Raw genomic sequence first — 16,157 nt, forward strand, 5'->3', positions numbered from 1 at the left:
CCGGCCGGTGCGCCCCCGTCGGCGTGTCCGCGTCCGGTTCCCTCAGGCGGCCTCCACGGCCAGGCTGCCCGTCGCCGCGTTCAGGCTGTCGACGACCGCGGCCAGGCTGCCCGTCGCCGCGTGGACCGCCCGCTGGCGGCGGGCGCCGGTGCCGCGCTTGCGCAGGCCGGCCCAGAGCGCTTCCACGGCGGCCAGGTCACCGGCCCGCTCCAGCCCGGGGGCCGCCCGCTCGATCAGCCGGTCGACGAGCAGGCGGGCGGACACCCGCCTGCCGCTGGCCACGTCCAGGCCCGGCCCGTCGATCCCGTGCCGGGCGGCCATCCGGTGGGCCGCCCGCAGCACGCGCTCGGGCGGTTCGGGCGGCGGCACTCCCGCGTCCGCCTGCACGAGCAGGACGGAGGCGAGGCCCCGTACGAGGGTGGCCGTCAGTACGACGGTGTCCAGGTCGGCGTTGACGTCGGAGATGCGGATCTCCAGCGTCGGCACGTGTTCGGAGGGGCGGGCGTGCCAGTAGAGCATGGCGCGGTCCATCAGCACCCCGGCCGTGATCAGCCCGTCGACGTACTCGTCGTACTGGCGCTCGTCGACCAGGGGCGACGGGCCCACGGTCGGCCAGCAGGAGTAGGCCACCGTGCGCCAGCTGTCGAGTCCGGTGTCGCGGCCGCAGACGATCGGGGAGTTGCCGGTGATCGACTGGAGCGCCGGCAGCCAGGGCCGCATCTGGTTGGCCAGCGCCAGCGCCCGCCCCCGGTCGAGGGTGCCGACGTGCACGTGGCAGCCGCACACGAGGTGGTGGGGACCGACGAACCCGGCGTACCGGCTCGCCATCAGGCGGTAGCGGGCGTTGTCGGTGACCGTCAGGGGCTCGGCCGGCGGTATCACGGGCGTGCCGGAGGCCACCGCCAGGGTGCCGGCGCCGTCCGCGGCGTCCGCCACCGAGCGCCGCAGCCGCAGCAGCTGCTCGCGCAGGTCCTCGCGGTCGGCGGTGGGCAGGGTGCAGACCTCGACCTGGGCGTCGTAGAACTCGGCCTGGACCTGACCGCCCAGCTCCGCCGTCAGTTCGCGGATCACTTGCGGAGCCCGGTTCACCGGCGCCCTGCTGTCGCGGTCGACGAGGTGGAACTCCTCTTCGACCCCCATGGTCAGAACGTCCATCGGTCCTCCTTGCCGCGTGCCCGCAGAGTCCCCGGCGTCTACCCACCGGTCGGAGTGCCATGCCGGGCGGTCAGAAGGACACGTCCTCGGCGTCCCGTACGTCCGCGCCCATGTTGGTCTCCATCATCCGCAGCGCCGCGACGGCCAGGTCCTCGTGGATGTGGGCCACGGCGTCCCGGACGACGGTGACGTCGAGGTGGCGGATGTGCGCGTCCAGGGCGGAGTAGAGCACGCACTGCTCGGTGACCTGGCCGCACAGCACCAGCCGGCTGACGCCGAGCTGGCCGAGGAGGTAGGCCAGCGGGGTCTCGTAGAAGATCGAGTGGCGCGCCTTGAGGACGAAGAGGGAGTTCTCGTCGGGGCGGAGCGGCTCCACGAGGTCGGCGTGGCGGCCGGCGAGCGCCGTGTCCAGGAGCTCGCCGTGGTGGGAACGCCACAGCCCGAAGTTGTCGTTGACGTAGACCACCGGCACCTCGGCCTTGCGGGCCTGGCCGAGGAGTGTCCCGATGCCGGCCACGGCCCGGCGGGCCGACGGCAGCAGCCGTTCCGCGTCGGGGTGGTCATAGGTATTGATCATGTCGACCACGACCAGGGCGCTCTTGGACATGCGGCTCACCTCTCCTTCGCCGGTCGTCATCGGCCCCCTGCGCGCCCCGGATCCGCGAGGTCGCCTGCCCCTGCGGTGGGCGCGTACTCATGACCGGCGCTACGGCGGTCCCCCCGGGTCCGTACGGTGTTCCCGGCCCGGGAGGACGGGACGGTCAGGACGCTGCCGCAGCCCTGAGCCGGTCGGGCGCGAGCGGCACGGTGTCCATGCCCTCACCGCTCCGCAGCCCGTCCAGGAAGGCCTCGACGGCCTGCACCGCTGTGTACCGCGGCTCCCAGGACAGCTCCCGGCGGGCTCGCGCGGAGTCCATCAGGGGCAGGCGCAGGACGGCGTCGAACAGGTCCGGTGAGGCCGGTACGAGGCGCAGCCGCCAGGCCGCGGCGAGGACCGCGCGGACCGGCGCCACGGGCACCGGCAGGGTCCTCGCCCCGAGGAGGCGGCCGAGGACGGCGGCGTCCACGGGCGGGTCCGCCGCCAGGTTGAAGGCCCCGCGCACCGGGAGCAGGACGGCGGCCCGGTACGCGGCGGCCGCGTCGTCGGTGTGCAGGGCCTGGAAGCGCAGGCCGGCCAGGTCGGGGACGACGGGGATCAGGCCGGGCCGCACGAGCCGCCCGGGCAGCAGCCGGCCCGCGAAGATGCGGCGCTGCTCGGAGGCCGACTCCCGCTTGAAGAGGAAGGAGGGCCGCATCCGCACGACGCGCAGGCCGGGGTGGGCGCGTTCGTAGGTGTCGAGGACGCGTTCCAGGTAGGACTTCTCGCGGGTGTACGCGGCCTGCGGCCAGCCGTGGGTGGGCCAGGACTCGTCCACGGCGCGGTCCTTCGGGCCGGGTGAGTAGGCCCCGACGGACGAGGCGTGCACGAGGGCGGGCACGCCGGCCGCCGCGACGGCGTCGAAGACGCGCAGGCTGCCCAGGACGTTGGTGCGCCAGGTCTCGGCCGGGTCGTGGGTGGGCTGGAACTTCCAGGCGAGGTGGACGACCGCGTCCGCGCCGGTGAAGAGCGGTTCGAGGTCGGCGCCGCCCGGCTGAACGTCCACAGCCTCCCAGCGGGTCTTCGGCGGCTGCCAGTGGGGCACCCGCCGGGCCAGGCCGAGGACGGACTCCACGGCCGGGTCCTCGGCGAGGGCCTGCACCACGCTGGTGCCGACGTTTCCGGTGGCCCCTACGACCACCACGCGGGTACCGGTCATCGGCCCGCCTCCTGTTCGGCGAAGGGACTGTGGTCGAGCTGGGCCAGGAGGTCGGCCGGATGCCGGTACACGGCCCGGGCCCCGGCCTCCTCGAGGTCGGCGCGCGGGATGCCCCCGCACAGCAGGCCCACGCAGGCGACGCCCGCCCGGGCGGCCGCCTTCATGTCCCACACCGTGTCGCCGACGAAGACGGAGCCGCGCGCGGGCGCGTCGGCGAGGCCGAGCGCGTGCCGCACCGGGTCGGGGGCGGGCTTGCCCTCGCTGACGTCGTCGGAGCTGGCCGTCGCGGTGATCGCGTCCTCGGCGTCGACGGCCCGCCGCAGCGCGTCCAGCTCGGCGTCCTTGGCGGACGTGACGAGCACCACCCGCCAGCCCCGCCGGTGCAGCTCGCGCAGCAGCCGGGCCGCCGAGTCCAGCGGGGGCAGCCGGTCGAAGTAGGTCGCGTAGAGGGTCTCGTGCGCCGCGGACAGCGCCTCGTCCCCGTCCTTGTCGCGGTCCTCGCCCAGCAGGTGCGCGAGCAGGTCCTCCCCGGGGAGGCCGATCGCGCGGTGGATGTCGTGCATCGCGACGCTGTGGCCCGCCTGCCGCAGGGCCTCCCACCAGCAGGTGACGTGCAGGTGGTTGGTGTCGGCCAGGGTGCCGTCGACGTCGAACAGCGCGGCCCGGTTCATGCCCGCCTCCTCCTGCGGTTCGGGGACTTCCGTGGGTACGGCGGCCTCAATAGCCCAGCTCGCGCTTGAGTTCGGCCTTGTCCATCGAGGAACGGCCGTGCAGGTTGCGGCGCTTGGCCTCCGCGTAGAGCTGGTCGTACGTGGGCCCCTGCGCCCCGCTGTGGGAGTGCAGCCCGCCGCGCCGGGAGGAGGAGATGTCCTCGAGGGAGGTCCTGCTCGCCGTCTGCGACTCCCCCGCGCGGGCCCGTTCCTTGTTCACGGTGCGCGCCGCGATCTCCTTCGCCCGCTCGGGGCTCTCGCCGCGCTCTTCCGCGCTCTCCTTGATGTGCTCGTACTGGCGTTCACGCTTGGGACTCGACCCTCGGGGCATGGTGACTCCTCTGCCGGGACGGGAGCGACACGGTGAACCCGCTGCGCGGCCGTGTCGGGATGCGGTGGAGCGGGATCCGCAGGTCCTGCTCGGGGACGTCGGTGTCCAGGTCGGCCAGGGCGGAGGCGAACTCCGCGAGCAGGCCGACGGTGATGTCCTCTCCGGGGCAGCGGTGTCCGGTGCGGGCGTCGCCGCCGCCCTGGGGGATGAGCTCGCCGGGGCCGGGCTCGCGTCCGAGGAAGCGCTGCGGGTCGAAGCGGTAGGGGTCGGGCCACAGGCCCGGGTCGTGGTGGTGGCCGTACACGTCGAGGAGGACGAGGGTGCCCTCGGGCACCGCCTCCTGGCCGAAGCGCAGGTCGCGGGCGGCGAGGCCGCCCACGAAGGGGGCGAACGGGTAGAAGCGCCGCACCTCGTGGGCGAAGGCCCTGGCGTACGCGCCGTCGTCCGCCCGCAGTCCGTCGGCGAGCCGGGGACGGCGGTGCAGCGCGTGCGCCGCGAACGCCACCAGCCAGGCGATGGCGACGGTCGGGCGGATGATGTTGAGCAGCTCCACGGCCGCCGTGCGGGGATCGAGGAGGCGGCCGTCCGCGTCGCGGTGCCGGGCGACGGTCTCCAGGGCGGTGTTCCCGCTCCCCGGGGGCAGCGCCTGGTGGAGGTGGGTCACTCCCCCGCGCAGCTCCTCCACCGTGCGCGCGAGGGACTCCTCCTGGCGGGCGCGGGCCTTGCGGGCCCGCCAGTGGCGCGGTCCGGGGGTCCCGAAGCCGTCGACCATGGCCACGCAGTCCTCGGCGACCCCGCGGGCGGCGTCCTCGGGGACCGCCAGGCCGGTCCAGTCGCAGACGGCGCGGGCGAGCACCGCGGCCGCCTCGTCGAAGAGGACGGCCTGACGGCCGCGCCACCCTTCGACGGCGGCCGCCCAGTGCCGGCGTACCAGGGCGGCGAGGGCGTCGACCGTGCTGTCCTGGACCAGCAGGGACACGAACATGGCCTTGCGGACCCGGTGCCGGTCGCCGTCCAGGGTGTGGACCGCGCCCCGCCCGAAGAGGGTGTCCAGGACGGGTCCCGGCAGCGCGCCGTCCCGCAGGACGTGCCGCTCGTCGTAGAAGAAGTCCACGGCGGCGGGGCCGTGCAGCAGGAGCGCGGGCCGACCCATCAGCCGGGTCCGGACGGCGGGCGGGTTGCCGCGGCGACGCCGCAGGTCGGGGGCCCATGCGTAGCCCTGGGCCAGCAGGGGGAGCGTGCTGTCGATCAGTGGGGGCATGTCGGGGCGCCTACCCGCCGGGTCCGGACGCACTCCTGGCGCCCGGGGGGTTTCGACGGCCGCGAACCGGTTAGGCGGGGTCCATGCCCGACCGTGACACCGTGCAGGTGGAAGCTGGGAGGCGTCCCATGGCCGCTAGGACCTCCTCCGCCCTCGGAGGCGTCGCGCCGCCGGAGAGCCTGCGGCCGCCCCCGGCAGCCGAGGGACCGCTGCCGAAGGACCACACCCAGGCCATCCTGGAGACCACCAAACGGGTGGCGGCGCTGCTCAAGCGCTCCGGGCCGCCCTTCGCCCTCGCCGGCAGCGTGGCCGCCTTCGCGCACGGCCTGCCGGCCCGCTTCCAGCACGACACCGACTTCTGCGTCCGCCCCGAGGACGCGGACCAGGCCGTCAAAGCCCTGGAGGAGGGCGGCATCCCCATGCGCCGCGCCCCCGAGGACTGGCTGGTCAAGGGCCGCTCCGGCGGTGAGGAGATCGACCTGATCTTCGAACTGGCCCGGCGTCCGGTCAGCACCGAGCTGCTGGAGCGCGCGACCGTCAAGGCGGTGGACTCGGTGTGGATGCCGGTCCTCGCTCCCACCGACCTCATGGACAGCCGCCTCGCCGCGCTGTGCGAGCACTACTGCGACTTCGGCGACCTGCTGCCCATGGCCCGCATGCTGCGGGAGCAGATCGACTGGGACCGGCTGGAGCGCGACCACAGGGCGGCCCCGCTGCCCGACGCGTTCTTCCACCTGCTGGAGAGGCTCCGCGTCATCGGCCGCCCGGCCGGGACGGGAGGAGAGGCGTGATGTCCACCGACATCATCGAATACCGCATCGAACACCTGCGTGACCGCCTGGCCCGCGAGGAGCTCGCCGAGCTGGGCGTACGGGTCGAGCTGCACGGCTCCCGCGCCGTGCTGCGCGGCTGCGTCGGCGACGAGGAGCGCCGCGCTGCCGTCCTGCGGATCGCCGGGGAGGAACTGGCGGGAGTCGACTGGTACGCCGACGTCTCCCTGAGCCGATCGTGCCCGCCCGACCACGCCGAGGAGCTCTCATGATCCGCATCGCCGCCGTCGGGGACATCCACCTCGGCCCGGACAGCGCCGGAGTGCTGCGGCCCGCCTTCGACACCCTGGGCGATTGCGCGGACCTGCTGCTGCTCGCCGGCGACCTGACCCGGCACGGCACCCCGGAGGAGGCCCGGGTCGTGGCGGCGGAGACGGCCGGGCTGCCGGTGCCCGTCGTCGCGGTGCTGGGCAACCACGACTACCAGAGCGACCGGCAGGACGCCGTCGCGGACGAGCTCCGCTCGGCGGGCATCCACGTACTGGAGGGCGACGGCGTCCTCCTCGACATCGACGGCACGCCCGTCGGGATCGCGGGGACCAAGGGCTTCTGCGGGGGCTTCGCCGGACGCAGCGGCAGCGAGTTCGGCGAGCCGGAGATGAAGTCCTTCATCCGCTACACCCGCGCCAGCGCGGAGGCGCTCGGGCGGTCGCTGCGCGAACTGCGCGAGGCCGGCAGCGTGCTGCGGATCGCCCTCACCCACTACGCGCCCGTACCCGACACCCTGGCGGGCGAGCCCCGGGAGATCTATCCCTTCCTCGGCAGCTACCTCCTCGCCGAGGCCATGGACGACGAGGGGGCCGACCTCGCCGTCCACGGCCACGCCCACCTGGGCACCGAACACGGAATGACGGCGGGCGGGGTCCAGGTCCGCAACGTGGCGATGCCCGTCATCGGACAGGCCTTCTCCGTGTACCACCTCTCCCCCGACGGATCCGCGCACGAGTCCCGGCACTCCGCGTCCCGCGGCGCCGCGGCCCACGCCGCCCGGGCGAGGACGTGACGGCAGCGGTGTGACCCGTACGGCACGGACGCCCGGGGCGGCGCGGCGTCAGTCGCGGGGGGTCCAGAGGGCGGTCAGTCGGCCCGCGCCGCGTGCGACGTCCCGCCAGCCTCCGGAGAAGTCGAACACGGCGACGGCGCAGGTCGGGAAGGCGTCCCGGAGCTGCCGGACGAGGTCCTCCGGGCCGTCGCCGGGCAGCGCCGCGGCCAGCTCGTGGATGCCGGGGTTGTGGCCCACGAGCAGCACTCCGGGGATCCCGTCGTCCGTCGCGGTCACGGCGGACAGCAGGGTGTCCGCCGAGGCGTTGTAGAGGTCGTCGTCGAACACCGCCGCGGGCTGGTCCGCCAGCGAGGGCTGCATCAGCTGCCACGTCTGGCGCGTGCGTTTCGCGGGGGAGCACAGGACGAGACCGACCCCGAGCGGGGACCTCCCGACCCGGTGCCCCATCGCCTCGGCGTCGGCGCGGCCCCGGTCGGCCAGCGCCCGGTCGAAGTCCTCGATGCCGCCCTTGGGCACGGCCTTGGCGTGCCGCACCAGGACCAGGCGCCGCTCCTGCTTCCCGGACACCCCTGCCTCCTCCGCGTCGATGCCGGACCGGCCGCGCGCCGGCCGCTCCGGACGGGGCGCCTGCCCCCGCACCCGCCGGCCAAACGGCCGGACGCGCGGCCCCGGGCGCCGGCCACCAGTGCACCACGTTCGCGGCGGCGGTACCCGGGTAGGCGCACGGGGTGAGGTACGTGAACCCCGGCTCGGAGTACACCCGCGACAGCCGGTACATCGGTACGCGGATCACCGCCGACGGACGCGACGGCTTCCCGGTGGAACCCGGGCGGTACCGGCTCGCCGTCAGCCGGGCCTGCCCGTGGGCGAGCCGGGCCGTGGTCGTGCGCCGGCTGCTCGGCCTGGAGGAGGCCCTGCCGATGGCCGTCGCCGGGCCGGTGCACGACGACGACAGCTGGACCTTCGACCTGGATCCGGGCGGCCGGGATCCGGTGCTCGGCATCGAGCGCCTCAAGGAGGCCTACCTGGCCCGGGAGCCCGGCTACGACCGCGGCATCACGGTGCCCGCGGTCGTGGACGTCCCGACCGGCGCGGTGGTGACCAACGACTTCCCGCAGATCACCCTCGACATGTCGCTGGAGTGGACGCGGTACCACCGGCCCGGCGCACCCGCGCTCTACCCGCCGGAGCTGCGGCCGGCCATCGACGCGGTGAACGAGGTGGTCTACCGGGACGTGAACAACGGCGTGTACCGGGCCGGGTTCGCCGGCTCCCAGGAGAAGTACGACGCGGCGTACGAGCGGCTGTTCGCCCGGCTCGACTGGCTGTCCGACCGGCTCGCGCTGTCCCGCTACCTCGTCGGGGACACCCTCACCGAGGCGGACGTACGGCTGTTCACCACGCTGGTGCGCTTCGACGCCGTGTACCACGGCCACTTCAAGTGCAACCGGAGCAAGCTCTCGGAGATGCCGGTGCTGTGGGCGTACGCGCGGGACCTGTTCCAGACGCCCGGCTTCGGCGACACCGTCGACTTCGACCACATCAAGCGGCACTACTACCTGGTGCACTCCGACATCAACCCGACCGGCATCGTCCCGTACGGGCCGGACCCGGCCGGCTGGCTCGCCCCGCACGGCCGGGCCTCCCTGGGCGGACGGCCCTTCGGCGACGGCACGCCGCCGGACCCGCCGGCCCCCGGGGAACGCGTACCGGCGGACCACAACCCGCTCGGCTGAGCAGGGCCGGCCCGCCGGCCTCGGCCGTTGCTTGGCTTCTTCAGGACCCCTTCACGACGGCGCGGACGTTCTCGACGCTGCCGCAGTCCGACTCCAGCAGCCTCGCCCGCTCCTTCAGGAACGCGGCGCCCAGCTCGGCCCGGCGCTCGTCCGGGACGCTCTCCCGGGCGCCGTTGAGGATCGTCCGCTCCTCCTCGTCCATGTGGTGGGAGACCGCCTTGACCAGTTCCTCCAGCTTGGAGTCCCACTCCTCGGAGCCGACGTCGTCCACCTCCAGGAGCGCCAGCAGCGCCTCGTTGCCCTCCTCGTGCTCCTCCACCCCGTGCTCGACCTCGTCGTCGTCCACGTTCTTGTACCGCTTGAGCGCGCCGTAGACCTCGGCCTCCTCGGCCTCGCCGTGGGCGATGAGCAGGGCGGAGAACTCCTTCAGCGCCCGCGCGCGGTCGGCCTCGACGCTGCGCATCTGCCGGAACAGCTCTTCCATGGTCCGGTGGTCCTCGAGGATCACCTCGACGACGTCCTGTTCCTGCCGGTCTGCGGCCATCTTCCACTACCTCCTGGCATGGGGGTTTCCGTCATCGGGCGGATGCTCACTCGTCGGCGGTTGAAACCCCGGGGACCGTTCGGCGGGGCGAACAGGGCGGCGTCAGGCCGGGTGGCCGGCCTCCACGTCACGGACGTCACCGAAGCGCAGCGCCCCGTGCGCCCGCCCCCCGCCGCCCGGGGCGGACAGCTCGACCGGGCAGAGCACGAAGCCGACGTGGTCACCGCCCGCGAAGACCTGTTCGATCCGGCCGGTGAACCACACCCGCACGTCCGACAGCACGGGGCTCCCGTCCCGGCCGGGGCGCCAGCCGATGCGGGCGAACTTGTCCACGCGGTCGCCGGTCTCGCCGCCGAAGAGCTCCGCCAGGGCCCGCTGCCCGCGGTCCAGGACGTGCACGGTGAGGTGGCCCGCCGTACGGGCGACCTCGTACGTGTGGTTCGCCGTCGACAGCCACACCACGAAGCGCGGCGGGTCGATCGAGCACTGCGAGGCGAAGCCGACCAGGCAGCCGGCCCGGCGGCCGCCCGAGGCGGCCGTGACGACGTACATCGCGCTGTCCACCGCCTCCGTGAGGACTCCGAGGTCGAGGTCGGGATCGGGGTCGGGGTCGAGATCCGCCATGGCGCCTCCCGCGTGTCGGGCCGCGCCGGGCGGCGCGGCGGTCGTCTCCCCCTGGGCCCGCGAACGCGGGTGCTTGAGCGGCCGGGCTCCGGGCAGGCGGGGGAGGTACGCACAACCTGTACCAGCCAAGGAGGTGTATTCGGTGCGCATCGCCTTTCTGACCGCGCCCGAAGGCGTCGAAGAGGTGGAACTCACCGAGCCGTGGAAGGCCGTCGAAGGAGCCGGCTGGAATCCCCAGCTGGTCTCGACCGCACCCGGACAGGTGCAGGCCTTCGACCACCTGGACAAGGCCGGCCGCTTCACCGTCGACCACGTGCTCGCCGGGGACACGTCCGAGGCGTTCGACGCCCTCGTGCTGCCCGGCGGCGTCGCCAACCCCGACGCCCTGCGCATGGACGAACGGGCCGTCGGCTTCGCCCGGAGCTTCTTCACCGCGGGCAAGCCGGTCGCCGCCATCTGCCACGCCCCGTGGACCCTGGTGGAAGCCGATGTCGTACGCGGCCGAACCCTGACCTCGTGGCCCAGCCTGGCCACCGACATCCGCAACGCGGGCGGCACCTGGGTCGACGAGCAGGTCCAGGTCTGCCGGGCGGAGCCGGCGACGCTGATCACCAGCCGCAAGCCGGACGACCTCGACGTCTTCTGCGCCACCCTCCTGCGGGAGTTCGACCGGCACGCGCAGTCCGCGGGGTGACGCACGCGCCGCCCCCGTTCACCCGGACGGCACGGGACACGCCCGGGGGCCCGCCGCATCCGGCGGGCCCCCGGCACGGCCGTCCGGCGTCCTACCACCGGTACCAGCGCCCGCCGCTGCCGCGGGCGACGAACCCCACCAGCCACAGCACGAGGACGGCGATCGCGACCCACCAGAGCACCTTCACGGCGAAACCGGCGCCGAAGAGCAGCAGAATCAGCAACAGGACCAGAAGAAGCGGAACCATGACCCACCTCCGAAGCAGGATGGCCGGAAAGCCGCGCCCGGGAGCCGGGCGCACAGGAGCGACTGCCCCGGCATTCCCGCCTCATGCCTGCTGCGGGGAGGGGCCGGCTCCAGCGGAAGAGAGGTGCACGCGGTGACCCATCCCAGCCCGCCCCAGAAGCCGGACGGCCCCGGCCCGACCCCGTCGGGACCCGAGCCGGTCCCCCGCGACCCCCAGCCGGAGGACCCGGCGAAGCAGCCCCCCGAGCCGCCGGACGGCAACCCCGAAGAGCCCCTGCCCGAACCCCCCGACTGAGGCGCGCCGGCATCGCCCGGCCCCGTAAGCGGTCAGGGGCCGTTTCAGACTGCTCCGAAGCGGCCCCTGATCAGCGTCTGTGGCTGGCTGCGACCCGCGAAATCGCGGGGTGCAGTCCGGGGGCCGGCAGTCTGCGGCGCGGGACGGTCCAGGTGCGCGGCCGGTGAGCCGCGGCGCAGCCCCTCGTCAGGCCCCGGCCGCTCTGGCTCCCGCGATCACCTCGGGCCGCAGCAGGGCGGTGAGCCGCTCAGCCGGCAGCAGACCTCGTTCCAGGACGAGCTCGGCCACGCCCCGGCCGGTGGCGAGGGCCTCTTTGGCGATGTCGGTGGCGGCGGTGTATCCGATGTGCGGGTTCAGGGCGGTCACCAGGCCGATGGAGTTCTCAACGGTGGCCCGCAGCTTCTCGGTGTTGGCGGTGATGCCGGCCACGCAGCGCTCGGCGAGGGTGAGGCAGGCCGCGCGCAGGTGGGTGACGGACTTCGACAGCGAGTGCAGGATGACCGGCTCGAAGGCGTTGAGCTGGAGCTGTCCGGCTTCGGCGGCCATGGTGATGGTGATGTCGTTGCCGATCACCTCGAAGGCGACCTGGTTGACGACCTCCGGGATCACCGGGTTGACCTTGCCGGGCATGATGCTGGAGCCCGCCTGCACCGGCGGCAGGTTGATCTCGCCGAGTCCGGCGCGCGGCCCGGAGGACAGCAGGCGCAGGTCGTTGCAGGTCTTGGACAGCTTGACGGCGATGCGCTTGAGGACGCCGGACATCTGGACGAAGGCGCCGCAGTCCTGGGTGGCTTCGACCAGGTCGGCCGCGGTGACCAGGGGCAGCCCGGTGATGTCGGCGAGGTGGCGGCGGGCAGACTCGGCGTATCCGGCCGGGGCGTTGAGGCCGGTGCCGATGGCGGTGGCGCCGAGGTTGATCTCGTGGATGAGTCCGAGGGCCTCCGCGAGCCGGCTGCGGTCCTCGTCGAGCATGACGGCGAAGGCGGAGAACTCCTGCCCGAGGGTCATCGGTACGGCGTCCTGCAGCTGGGTCCGGCCCATCTTCAGCACGTCGTGGAACTCGGCGGCCTTGCGGGCGAAGGCATCCTGCAGGACGGCCATGGCGTCGAGCAGGCCGCGCACCGCCGAGTCGGTCGCGATCCGCACGGCGGTCGGGTAGACGTCGTTGGTGGACTGGCCGAGGTTGACGTCCTCGTTGGGGTGCAGGTGCCGGTAGTCGCCCCTGGCGTGGCCCAGCAGCTCCAGAGCCCGGTTGGCGATGACCTCGTTGGCGTTCATGTTGGTCGACGTGCCCGCGCCGCCCTGGATGACATCGACGACGAACTGGTCGTGAAGCTTGCCGCCGCGTATCTCCTGGCAGGCGGCGACGATCACGGCCGCCTTCGCGGGCTCCAGCAGGCCGAGTTCCTCGTTGGCGAGGGCTGCGGCCTCCTTGACGGCGGCGAGGGCGTCGATCAGGTGCGGGTAGGCGGAGATGGGCGTGCCGGTGATGGGGAAGTTCTCGGTGGCGCGCAGGGTGTGGACGCCCCAGTAGGCGTCGGCGGGGACGTCGCGGTCTCCGAGCAGGTCGTGTTCGCTGCGGGTGGCGGCGGTCATGGGTGTGCGGCCCTCTTCCTGAGGTGGGTGGGTCAAGGTGGTGAAAGGGGACGGGGTCAGGCGGTGGCGGGGACGCTGGGCGGGTTCAGCGCCGCCACCAACTGGATGCCGCCGACGGGCCGGCCGCCCCCGGTCATCGGCTCGCCCTCGAATCCCGCGAGCAGCCGCGGTTCGACTCCAGCCCGGGCGAGGGCCGCGGCCGTCACCGGGATGCGCGCCCGGTCCGCCCCGTCGGCGATCTTCACGGCGACGGCCCGGCCGTCGGGCAGTGCGGCGACCTGGACGCCCTCGAAGCCGTCCTTGGCCAGCAGCCCGGGCACGGCGCGCATCAGTTCGGCCGTGTCCCGCCCTGTGCCGGACGCCATCTCCGGGTGGAGGCGCAGCGCGTCCGCGACCCGGCGCTCGGCGGTGTCCGGCGCGGCGGTGGCGATGTGGGCGGCGGCGCGGGCCAGGCCGTGCAATGACACTGCGAACAGCGGGGATCCGCAACCGTCGACGGTGACGTTCGCGATGTGCCGGCCGGTGAGTTCCTCGACGACCTCGGCGATCGCCCTCTGAAGCGGGTGGCCCGGGTCGAGGTAGCTCTCCAGGGGCCAGCCGGCCAGCTTGCACACGTACAGCATCGCCGCGTGCTTGCCGGAGCAGTTCTGGGCGATCCGGGAAGGCCCGCGGCCCTCGCGCACCCAGACGTCCCGGACCGCCGGGGCGTACGGCAGGTCGGGGACGTTGCGCAGGTCGTCCTCGGTGAGACCGGCCAGTTCGAGGATCAGCCGGGTACCTGCGAGGTGGTGCTCCTCGCCGGAGTGGCTGCCCATCGAGAGGGAGAGCAGGGCGCCGTCGAGCGGCAGCCCGGCCCGCACCATGGCGACGGCCTGGACCGGCTTGAGGGCTGAGCGCGGGTAGCACGCGGCTTCGATGTCGCCGATGCCCAACCGGACTCCGCCCTCACGGTCGAGGACGACGACGGAGCCGTAGTGGACTCCCTCGATCATGCCGCCCCGGGTGACATGGGCGACCGGTGCATGCCGGGGCTCGCGGATCACGGGCGCGTCCGCGAGGAGACTGCTGCGCATCACTGCCTCGTTCGGTGGTGGGTTGCTGCGGACCGGTGGGGCGGACGGCCGGTCCGGCCCGGGGCGGGCCGGACCGGCGTCCGGCTCAGCCCTCGCTCTTGGCGGCGGCGTGCGCCACGCGGCCGCGGACGGCGTACCAGCCGGCGACCAGCGCCGCGGCGATCAGCGGCACGCACAGCACGGTGGTGCGTGCGGCCCCTCCGTCGGCGAACATGAGGACCAGGACGGAAGCGAGGAAGGCCAGCGTCACGAGTTCGGTCCACGGGGAGCCGGGCAGGCGGTAGGAGGGGCGGGTGAGTTCGCCGTCACGGGTCTTCCGCCAGAAGAGGAGGTGGCAGAGCATGATCATGCCCCAGGTGGCGAGGATGCCGATGGCGGCCAGGTTGAGCACGATCTCGAACGCGTCCGCCGGAACGACGAAGTTGAGCCCGACGCCGAGGACGCACATGCCGCTGGTGAGCAGGATCCCGCCGTAGGGCACCTGGGTGCGGCTAAGCCGGGCGGTGAAGCTCGGGGCGGAGCCGTTGACGGCCATCGAGCGCAGGATGCGGCCGGTGGAGTAGAGGCCGGAGTTGAGCGAGGACATGGCCGCCGTGAGAACGACCAGGTTCATCACGTCGCCGGCCGCCGGGATGCCGATGTGGGAGAGCACGGTCACGAACGGGCTCTGGCCGGCGCTGTAGCTGTTCCACGGCATCAGCATCGACAGCAGGACGACCGAGCCGACGTAGAAGAGGCCGACGCGCCACATGATCGAGTTGATCGCCTTCGGCATGATCTCCTCGGGATTCTCGGTCTCACCGGCCGCGACTCCGACCAGCTCGACGGAGGCGTAGGCGAAGACGACGCCCTGGATGATCAGCAGCATGGGCAGCAGGCCGTTGGGGAAGATCCCGCCGTTGTCGGTGATCAGGGACGGACCGGGCACGGCGTCGTCGATGGGGTGCCGGGTCACGAGGAAGAAGATCCCGATGGCCATGAAGACGACCAGCGCGCCGACCTTGACGATGGCGAACCAGAACTCCAGTTCGCCGAAGATCCGCACCGAGATGAGGTTCACGGTGAGGACCACGGCCAGGGCTATGAGCGCGATCACCCACTGCGGGACGTCGGAGAACATGCGCCAGTAATGGGTGTAGGTGGCCACGGCGGTGATGTCGGCGATGCCGGTGGTCGCCCAGTTGAGGAAGTACATCCAGCCCGCGGTGTACGCGCCCTTCTCCCCGAGGAACTCCCGGGCGTACGAGACGAAGGCGCCGGAGGACGGCCGGTACATGACGAGCTCGCCGAGCGCGCGTACGACGAGGAACGCGAAGATCCCGCAGACGGCGTAGGCGACGAACAGTGAGGGGCCGGCGTCGGCGAGGCGTCCGCCCGCGCCGAGGAAGAGCCCGGTGCCGATCGCACCCCCGATGGCGATCATGTTGACGTGCCGGGGTGTCAAGGACTTGCTGTAGCCGGTGTCCCCGGCGTCCACGTGACGGGTCGTGGGGCGCTTCTCGTCTTTGAGGAACTGCTCGCTCACGCCTCGGGTCTGCCTTCCGTGGAGGTGGCCGCGCGCTGGGGGCGCACGATTTCTGTGAGGGTCGTCTCGACCCGCAGGAGGTGGTGGGACATGGCCTCCACCGCGTCGTGCTCGGAACCGTCGGCCAGCGCCTCGAGGATCGCCCGGTGCTCGCAGTTGGACTGCTCGCGCCGGCCGCCCAGTTCGTTGAGGAAGGTCGACTGACGCGCCAGTGCGTCGCGGATCTCCTCGATGACGCGGCGGAAGACGGGGTTGCGGGATGCCTCGGCCACCGCCAGGTGGAAGACGGTGTCCATAGCCACCCACGCGGTGGTGTCGGTCTCCTGCTCCATCCGGTCGAGCAGATGGCCCAGATGGTCCAGGTCCTCCGGGGTGCGGCGCAGCGCGGCATACCCGGCCACCGGGATCTCGACGTGCCGTCGCACCTCCAGCAGGTCGCTGGCGACGTAGTCGCCGAAGGTGGGGTCCTCGACCGTGTTCGCCAGGACGAACGTGCCCTTGCCGCTCTTGGAGGCGGTCAGGCCGAGGGCTTGGAGGGCTCGGAGCGCCTCCCGCAGCACGGGCCGGCTGACCTCCAGGGTCCGGCACAACTCGGCTTCGGAGGGGAGCTTGTCGCCCACGACGTACTCACCGCGCTCGATGGCGCTGCGCAGGTGGCCGAAGACCGCTTCCATCGCGCTGACGCGCCGCGGGGCCTGGCCACCTGTCTGGCTGTCTGACAGGTTCACGGTGTGATCC

Annotated in this window: 20 protein-coding genes; 6 read left to right on the top strand and 14 right to left on the bottom strand. The window is 73.2% G+C overall.

All coding sequences use genetic code 11. The features are described from left to right. Positions 1-42: 42 nt before the first annotated feature. The 6 genes from AB0D45_RS20600 to AB0D45_RS20625 form a co-directional block, all read right to left on the bottom strand. Complete coding sequence (locus tag AB0D45_RS20600; RefSeq protein ID WP_361610055.1) at positions 43-1,155, bottom strand: glutamate--cysteine ligase; 1,113 nt, start codon at positions 1,153-1,155, stop codon at positions 43-45. A 70-nt stretch (positions 1,156-1,225) separates the two neighbouring features. Next, the gene (locus AB0D45_RS20605; RefSeq protein WP_362461004.1) at positions 1,226-1,762 is read right to left on the bottom strand and encodes an isochorismatase family cysteine hydrolase; all 537 of its coding nucleotides are present in this window, start codon (positions 1,760-1,762) and stop codon (positions 1,226-1,228) included. A 154-nt stretch (positions 1,763-1,916) separates the two neighbouring features. Beyond that, the gene (locus AB0D45_RS20610) at positions 1,917-2,951 is read right to left on the bottom strand and encodes an NAD-dependent epimerase/dehydratase family protein (RefSeq protein WP_362461007.1); all 1,035 of its coding nucleotides are present in this window, start codon (positions 2,949-2,951) and stop codon (positions 1,917-1,919) included. After that, complete coding sequence (locus AB0D45_RS20615) at positions 2,948-3,622, bottom strand: HAD family hydrolase (RefSeq protein ID WP_362461010.1); 675 nt, start codon at positions 3,620-3,622, stop codon at positions 2,948-2,950. Before AB0D45_RS20615 ends, AB0D45_RS20610 begins: the two co-directional genes overlap by 4 nt. Positions 3,623-3,668: 46 nt before the next feature. After that, a complete protein-coding gene (locus tag AB0D45_RS20620) occupies positions 3,669-3,992 on the bottom strand; it encodes a plasmid stabilization protein (RefSeq protein WP_361610051.1) in 324 nt (107 codons plus the stop codon). After that, positions 3,964-5,253 carry a cytochrome P450 gene (locus AB0D45_RS20625; RefSeq protein ID WP_362461013.1) on the bottom strand — a complete coding sequence of 430 codons (1,290 nt, stop codon included), beginning with the start codon at positions 5,251-5,253 and terminating at the stop codon, positions 3,964-3,966. Before AB0D45_RS20625 ends, AB0D45_RS20620 begins: the two co-directional genes overlap by 29 nt. 128 nt (positions 5,254-5,381) lie before the next feature. Between AB0D45_RS20625 and AB0D45_RS20630 the strand changes: the two genes are divergently transcribed. Genes AB0D45_RS20630 through AB0D45_RS20640 form a run of 3 tightly spaced genes read left to right on the top strand, consistent with a single transcriptional unit; the run spans position 5,382 to position 7,086 of the window. Beyond that, the gene (locus AB0D45_RS20630; RefSeq protein ID WP_362461016.1) at positions 5,382-6,044 is read left to right on the top strand and encodes a nucleotidyltransferase family protein; all 663 of its coding nucleotides are present in this window, start codon (positions 5,382-5,384) and stop codon (positions 6,042-6,044) included. Next, on the top strand, positions 6,044-6,295 hold the full coding sequence (locus tag AB0D45_RS20635; RefSeq protein WP_362461019.1) for a hypothetical protein: 252 nt from the start codon (positions 6,044-6,046) through the stop codon (positions 6,293-6,295). The genes AB0D45_RS20630 and AB0D45_RS20635 overlap by 1 nt, the downstream gene beginning before the upstream one ends. Then, positions 6,292-7,086, top strand: a complete 795-nt coding sequence (locus AB0D45_RS20640; protein ID WP_362461022.1) for a metallophosphoesterase — start codon at positions 6,292-6,294, stop codon at positions 7,084-7,086. The genes AB0D45_RS20635 and AB0D45_RS20640 overlap by 4 nt, the downstream gene beginning before the upstream one ends. 48 nt (positions 7,087-7,134) lie before the next feature. Here AB0D45_RS20640 and AB0D45_RS20645 read toward each other — a convergent pair whose 3' ends face one another. Beyond that, on the bottom strand, positions 7,135-7,653 hold the full coding sequence (locus AB0D45_RS20645) for a histidine phosphatase family protein (protein ID WP_362461025.1): 519 nt from the start codon (positions 7,651-7,653) through the stop codon (positions 7,135-7,137). Positions 7,654-7,823: 170 nt separating this feature from the next. Here AB0D45_RS20645 and AB0D45_RS20650 point away from each other — a divergent pair, with 170 nt between their 5' ends. After that, entirely contained in the window at positions 7,824-8,822 is a 999-nt protein-coding gene (locus AB0D45_RS20650; RefSeq protein WP_362461028.1) for a glutathione S-transferase C-terminal domain-containing protein, read from the top strand. A gap of 40 nt (positions 8,823-8,862) precedes the next feature. On the opposite strand, the gene AB0D45_RS20655 is transcribed toward AB0D45_RS20650, so the two are convergent. Both AB0D45_RS20655 and AB0D45_RS20660 read right to left on the bottom strand, forming a co-directional pair. Next, positions 8,863-9,366: a hemerythrin domain-containing protein gene (locus tag AB0D45_RS20655; RefSeq protein ID WP_361611345.1), complete on the bottom strand. Its 504-nt coding sequence runs from the start codon at positions 9,364-9,366 to the stop codon at positions 8,863-8,865. Positions 9,367-9,468: 102 nt separating this feature from the next. Continuing rightward, positions 9,469-9,990, bottom strand: a complete 522-nt coding sequence (locus AB0D45_RS20660; RefSeq protein ID WP_362461031.1) for a flavin reductase family protein — start codon at positions 9,988-9,990, stop codon at positions 9,469-9,471. A gap of 142 nt (positions 9,991-10,132) precedes the next feature. Here AB0D45_RS20660 and AB0D45_RS20665 point away from each other — a divergent pair, with 142 nt between their 5' ends. Next, positions 10,133-10,684: a type 1 glutamine amidotransferase domain-containing protein gene (locus tag AB0D45_RS20665; RefSeq protein WP_362461033.1), complete on the top strand. Its 552-nt coding sequence runs from the start codon at positions 10,133-10,135 to the stop codon at positions 10,682-10,684. 91 nt (positions 10,685-10,775) lie between these two features. Here AB0D45_RS20665 and AB0D45_RS20670 read toward each other — a convergent pair whose 3' ends face one another. Further along, positions 10,776-10,931: a hydrophobic protein gene (locus AB0D45_RS20670; protein WP_362461036.1), complete on the bottom strand. Its 156-nt coding sequence runs from the start codon at positions 10,929-10,931 to the stop codon at positions 10,776-10,778. A gap of 132 nt (positions 10,932-11,063) precedes the next feature. On the opposite strand from AB0D45_RS20670, the gene AB0D45_RS20675 reads away from it, so the two are divergent. Next, a complete protein-coding gene (locus tag AB0D45_RS20675; protein ID WP_362461039.1) occupies positions 11,064-11,225 on the top strand; it encodes a hypothetical protein in 162 nt (53 codons plus the stop codon). 186 nt (positions 11,226-11,411) lie between these two features. Here AB0D45_RS20675 and aspA read toward each other — a convergent pair whose 3' ends face one another. The 4 genes from aspA to AB0D45_RS20695 all read right to left on the bottom strand — a co-directional run bounded on the left by aspA (position 11,412) and on the right by AB0D45_RS20695 (position 16,147). Then, on the bottom strand, positions 11,412-12,821 hold the full coding sequence (aspA, locus tag AB0D45_RS20680; protein WP_361606330.1) for an aspartate ammonia-lyase: 1,410 nt from the start codon (positions 12,819-12,821) through the stop codon (positions 11,412-11,414). A gap of 56 nt (positions 12,822-12,877) precedes the next feature. Then, a complete protein-coding gene (locus tag AB0D45_RS20685; RefSeq protein ID WP_361606333.1) occupies positions 12,878-13,894 on the bottom strand; it encodes an asparaginase in 1,017 nt (338 codons plus the stop codon). A gap of 85 nt (positions 13,895-13,979) precedes the next feature. After that, entirely contained in the window at positions 13,980-15,419 is a 1,440-nt protein-coding gene (locus tag AB0D45_RS20690; RefSeq protein ID WP_361606336.1) for an amino acid permease, read from the bottom strand. Next, the gene (locus tag AB0D45_RS20695) at positions 15,416-16,147 is read right to left on the bottom strand and encodes a FadR/GntR family transcriptional regulator (protein ID WP_362461043.1); all 732 of its coding nucleotides are present in this window, start codon (positions 16,145-16,147) and stop codon (positions 15,416-15,418) included. Before AB0D45_RS20695 ends, AB0D45_RS20690 begins: the two co-directional genes overlap by 4 nt. Between the last annotated feature and the right edge of the window lie 10 nt (positions 16,148-16,157).

Source organism: Streptomyces sp. NPDC048352 (genome assembly GCF_040651895.1).
Lineage (GTDB): Bacteria > Actinomycetota > Actinomycetes > Streptomycetales > Streptomycetaceae > Streptomyces.

Coding starts and splice junctions, on each gene's coding strand:
- AB0D45_RS20630 (WP_362461016.1), top strand. CDS start 5,382: ATGGCCGCTAGGACCTCCTCCGCCCTCGGAGGCGTCGCGCCGCCGGAG.
- AB0D45_RS20635 (WP_362461019.1), top strand. CDS start 6,044: ATGTCCACCGACATCATCGAATACCGCATCGAACACCTGCGTGACCGC.
- AB0D45_RS20655 (WP_361611345.1), bottom strand. CDS start 9,366: ATGGCCGCAGACCGGCAGGAACAGGACGTCGTCGAGGTGATCCTCGAG.
- AB0D45_RS20615 (WP_362461010.1), bottom strand. CDS start 3,622: ATGAACCGGGCCGCGCTGTTCGACGTCGACGGCACCCTGGCCGACACC.
- AB0D45_RS20620 (WP_361610051.1), bottom strand. CDS start 3,992: ATGCCCCGAGGGTCGAGTCCCAAGCGTGAACGCCAGTACGAGCACATC.
- aspA (WP_361606330.1), bottom strand. CDS start 12,821: ATGACCGCCGCCACCCGCAGCGAACACGACCTGCTCGGAGACCGCGAC.
- AB0D45_RS20605 (WP_362461004.1), bottom strand. CDS start 1,762: ATGTCCAAGAGCGCCCTGGTCGTGGTCGACATGATCAATACCTATGAC.
- AB0D45_RS20610 (WP_362461007.1), bottom strand. CDS start 2,951: ATGACCGGTACCCGCGTGGTGGTCGTAGGGGCCACCGGAAACGTCGGC.
- AB0D45_RS20640 (WP_362461022.1), top strand. CDS start 6,292: ATGATCCGCATCGCCGCCGTCGGGGACATCCACCTCGGCCCGGACAGC.
- AB0D45_RS20625 (WP_362461013.1), bottom strand. CDS start 5,253: ATGCCCCCACTGATCGACAGCACGCTCCCCCTGCTGGCCCAGGGCTAC.
- AB0D45_RS20660 (WP_362461031.1), bottom strand. CDS start 9,990: ATGGCGGATCTCGACCCCGACCCCGATCCCGACCTCGACCTCGGAGTC.
- AB0D45_RS20670 (WP_362461036.1), bottom strand. CDS start 10,931: ATGGTTCCGCTTCTTCTGGTCCTGTTGCTGATTCTGCTGCTCTTCGGC.
- AB0D45_RS20600 (WP_361610055.1), bottom strand. CDS start 1,155: ATGGACGTTCTGACCATGGGGGTCGAAGAGGAGTTCCACCTCGTCGAC.
- AB0D45_RS20685 (WP_361606333.1), bottom strand. CDS start 13,894: ATGCGCAGCAGTCTCCTCGCGGACGCGCCCGTGATCCGCGAGCCCCGG.